Below are 3,714 nucleotides of genomic sequence, written 5' to 3' on the forward strand. Positions count from 1 at the left end.
GACGGCGCCTTCTTCCGCGGCGAGGACATGCTCGTCGTCGGCGGCGGCGACGCCGCCTGCGAGGAGGCCGCCTTCCTCACCAAGTTCGCAGACACCGTCTACATCGCCCACCGCCGCGAGAACTTCCGCGCCGAGGACTACTGGGTCGACCGTATCCGCGAACTCGAAGCCGAGGGCGACGTGGAGATCATGACGAACACCGAACTCCTCGAGATTCACGGCAGCGAGGAGGAAGGCGTCGAACGCGTCTCCCTCGCGCGGAACCCCGAGGGCTACCCGACGGAGAAACTCGACGACCCCGACACCGAGAAGTTCGAGATGGAGGTCGGCGCCGTCTTCATGGCCATCGGCCACACGCCGAACACCGACTATCTGCAGGGCACCGACGTCGAACTCGACGAGACTGGCTACATCGAGACCGAGGGCGGCACTGGTGGCGGCCAGACTCGCACGGCCGCTCCCGGCATCTTCGGGGCCGGCGACGTGGTCGACCACCACTACCAGCAGGCCGCGACTGCCGGCGGCATGGGCGTCAAAGCCGCGCTGGACGCCGACGACTACCTCGAAGAACTCGAACGCGCCGAGGGCGTGACCGCCGACGCCGCAGCGGCCGACGACGACTGATACGGAGCGTCGAACGGTTTACTGGTCAACGCCAGCAAGAGGTTCGATGACCGGCAAACGACCACACCAGTTCGTATGACCACGAGCGACGCAATCGACCGGAAGCCCCTTTTATCGCGGTAGTGAATCGGAGGTATGGCAGACGATACTGTTACCCTGCACATCGAGGGCCCGAACGACGAAGACGACGTGACGCTCCCGACGGAGATGCTGAACCTGATGCGCGAAGCCGACGAGTCCGACGCCGAGATCGTCGGCGACCTCGCGCTGTTCTCCTGTGCCCAGCGTATCCACGCGACGGTCCACCACGCCGAGGGCGGCGACACCGAGGAGTACAAGCAGATCGAGGAGCAGACGATGGACCTCTTCGAGGACCGCTTCGGTGCCTCCTACGCCGAACTGACCGGCCACCAGCACTAACCGGCCGCTCATTCCCGTTTTCTTTTCACCGAGCGCTTAGCCGACGGTCCACCGAAGCACGACCCCGTCGTCCATCCGCTCGACCGATTCGAGGTCGAGGTCCGGGAAGTCGGCGACGAAACCTTCACCGTCGGCCAGCGTCGGCGACTCTCGGCCACCGATTATCATGTTCCCGACGTAGACCGAGAGCTCGTCGACCAGTCCGGCCTCGAACAGCGAGAAGATGAGTTCGCCGCCCCCCTCGACCATGAGGCGGTCGAGCCCTTCGGCTTCCAGCGCCGCGAACGCCGAATCGAGGTCGACCCGCTCGGCGCCAGCGACGACCAGCGTGGCGCCAGCGTCCTCCAGCGCCTCTCGGCGGTCGATGGGCGCGGCCTCGCTGGTCAGGATGTGCGTTTCGGGGTCGCCAGCCAGGATATCGGCGTCGGTCGGCATTCGACAACGGGAGTCGGCAACGATACGGGCCGGTGGGGCCGCCTCGGGGCTTCGAATGGCCGCCCGGTGGGTCTCGTCGTAGCGCACCAGCGACGGGTCGTCGGCCAGCACCGTCCCGACGCCGACCATGACGCCGTCGGATTCCGCCCGGAGGCGGTCGACGCGGGCGAAATCCTCGTCGCCGCTTATCTTGATCTGTTCGCGCCGCCGTGAGGAGAGTTTTCCGTCAGCGCTGACGGCGGCGTTGACCAGCACGTGCATACCCGAGGGTGGGACGGCCGCCGGCAAAACGGTTGGTCATCCTCACCGGAGGCGAGCGGCGAAGAACGTCCAATCGTCGTCACTCTCGCCCTCTCCGTCTTCGGCCTCGTCTCCCGCGTCGTCTTCCAGCGTCTCCGGGACGCCCCAGCTATCGGTTATCTCGAAGCCGGCGTCCCGTAACTGCTTGCGGGTCGCTTCGGCGCCGGCGATCTCCCACTCCATTCCGACGCCGCTGTCCAGCCAATCGGGGTTCTCGCCAATCCACCGCTCGGTGCCCTCACAGACGAGCAACCGGCCACCAGGCCGGAGCACGCGAGCGAACTCCTCGATGACCGTCTCGTGATCCGTCAGCGGGACGTGAATCAGCGACCAGAAGGCGACTGCGGCGTCGAACGCCCCGTCGTCGAACGGCAGGGCCGTCATATCACCGCGTGCCAGCGAAGCATCAGGGGCGTGCTCGGCGGCCAATCGGAGTTGTCCGCCGGAGAAGTCGAGTCCAACCGCCGACGCCTCGTCGGTCAGATGGGACAGAACCGGACGTCCGGGGCCGCAGCCGGCGTCCAGAATCCGGGCCGACTCCGGGACCCCTTCGAGGAACGCCGACAACACGTCCATTCCCTGTCCCTCGCCGGACCGATGGGCGGCGTAGGCATCCCCCAACTCGTCATAGCCCTGTTGGACGACGTTTTTCTCGACCATACCGGGCCACCGACCGGGGCCGTTGAGTGTTTTCCGGACGCGTGCTACTCGGCGGCACACCGATTCGGCCCCAGTTCCAGTTCGATGGCCTCCTCGTCGTCCGAGGGCGCACTCTGCCCGCGGTTGATGGCGATAACGCGCTCGTAGTTCGGTGGCTTCTCGGGCACGTTGTCGGTGATGTACTCGACGAAGGCCTCGCGGTCGTGATCGAGTAGCGAGAGTCCGGTTCGGAGTCGGCGGACCGTCGTCGACACCTCGGTTCCGGGGTCGAACGACACCGAAGCGGGGTCGGCATGCCCCGGCAGGACGACGACCGAATCGGGCTCGGCGAGCAGGGTTCCGTGTAGCGAGTCATAGAGCATCTCTGCTCCCGAATCGGCGTCGGAATCGCCGAACTGCAACTCGGTACGCCCGACGCTATCGACGAAGAGCGTATCCCCGGTCAGCACGGCCTCGTCGCCGACGAGATAGCTCGCCATGCCGGAGGTGTGGCCGGGCGTAAAGAGCGCCTTGATGTCGATGTCGCCGACCTCGACGGTCTCGTTTCGAGCGAGCGCCTGATAGTCGAAGGCCACGTCCCGCTCGGCGACGCGCTCGCCGAGGTGGTAGGGAACGCCCAGCGCGTCGGCCAGTTCGCGGCCGCCGCTGATGTGGTCGGCGTGGACGTGCGTATCGAGAACGCGCTCGATGTGCCAGCCGCGGTCGGCGGCGGCCTGCCGGTACTCCTCGGCGTGGCGGGACACGTCGACGGCGGCGGCCGCTCCGGATTCCGGGTCGGCAACGAGATAGCCGAGACAGCCCTTCGCGCGGCGCTGGATCTGGACGATTGCGGCCTCGCCAGGCGTCTCGACGTCGACCGCGTCGTAGACCGCGCTCCAGCCCTTCATGCCGTCGGCGACGTTGCTGACGCTATCGTAGCCAGCGTCGGCCAGCTCCTCGGCGAGGTATCGCGAGGAGAGGCCTTTCGCACAGATGATGACGACCGAATCGTCCCGTTCGAGCCCGGTCTCAGACTGGAACGCCTCGACGTCGAGGTCCATCTCGGGCGTGAAGCGGTAGTGTTCGGCCTCGGGGATATGCCAGCCCTCGAAATCGGACGCGGGTCGCGTATCGAGCAGCGCGAACTCGTCGCCGCCATCGAGGCGGTGTTTCAGCCGCTCTGCGGAGATTTCATCGGGCGCGCGCTCGGCTGTTCGTGCCATATGTGGTATTCGGTCACGCTGGTTGTAAACCTGCGGTCGGGGGCTGCCCGGAGTGCGGCGTCCGATTCACGGC

5 protein-coding genes are annotated in these 3,714 nt (G+C 66.7%); 2 read left to right on the forward strand and 3 right to left on the reverse strand.

Features of this window, described 5'->3' with window-relative positions:
* Both V5A53_RS13690 and V5A53_RS13695 read left to right on the forward strand, forming a co-directional pair.
* Positions 1-624, forward strand: a 624-nt coding sequence (locus V5A53_RS13690; protein WP_332314176.1) for an NAD(P)/FAD-dependent oxidoreductase, incomplete at its 5' end; no start/stop codon positions are given.
* A gap of 135 nt (positions 625-759) precedes the next feature.
* Positions 760-1,044, forward strand: a complete 285-nt coding sequence (locus V5A53_RS13695; protein WP_332314177.1) for a DUF7545 family protein — start codon at positions 760-762, stop codon at positions 1,042-1,044.
* 36 nt (positions 1,045-1,080) lie between these two features.
* On the opposite strand, the gene V5A53_RS13700 is transcribed toward V5A53_RS13695, so the two are convergent.
* The 3 genes from V5A53_RS13700 to V5A53_RS13710 are packed head-to-tail and all read right to left on the reverse strand — an operon-like array spanning position 1,081 to position 3,641.
* Entirely contained in the window at positions 1,081-1,740 is a 660-nt protein-coding gene (locus V5A53_RS13700; protein ID WP_332314178.1) for a 2,5-diamino-6-(ribosylamino)-4(3H)-pyrimidinone 5'-phosphate reductase, read from the reverse strand.
* Between the two features lie 42 nt (positions 1,741-1,782).
* Positions 1,783-2,439 carry a class I SAM-dependent methyltransferase gene (locus V5A53_RS13705; protein ID WP_332314179.1) on the reverse strand — a complete coding sequence of 219 codons (657 nt, stop codon included), beginning with the start codon at positions 2,437-2,439 and terminating at the stop codon, positions 1,783-1,785.
* Between the two features lie 44 nt (positions 2,440-2,483).
* Positions 2,484-3,641 (reverse strand): MBL fold metallo-hydrolase, encoded by a 1,158-nt coding sequence (locus V5A53_RS13710; RefSeq protein ID WP_332314180.1) that lies wholly within the window; start codon positions 3,639-3,641, stop codon positions 2,484-2,486.
* Positions 3,642-3,714: the final 73 nt, after the last annotated feature.

The sequence above is a fragment of the Natronomonas sp. genome (assembly GCF_036625485.1).
GTDB lineage: Archaea > Halobacteriota > Halobacteria > Halobacteriales > Haloarculaceae > Natronomonas.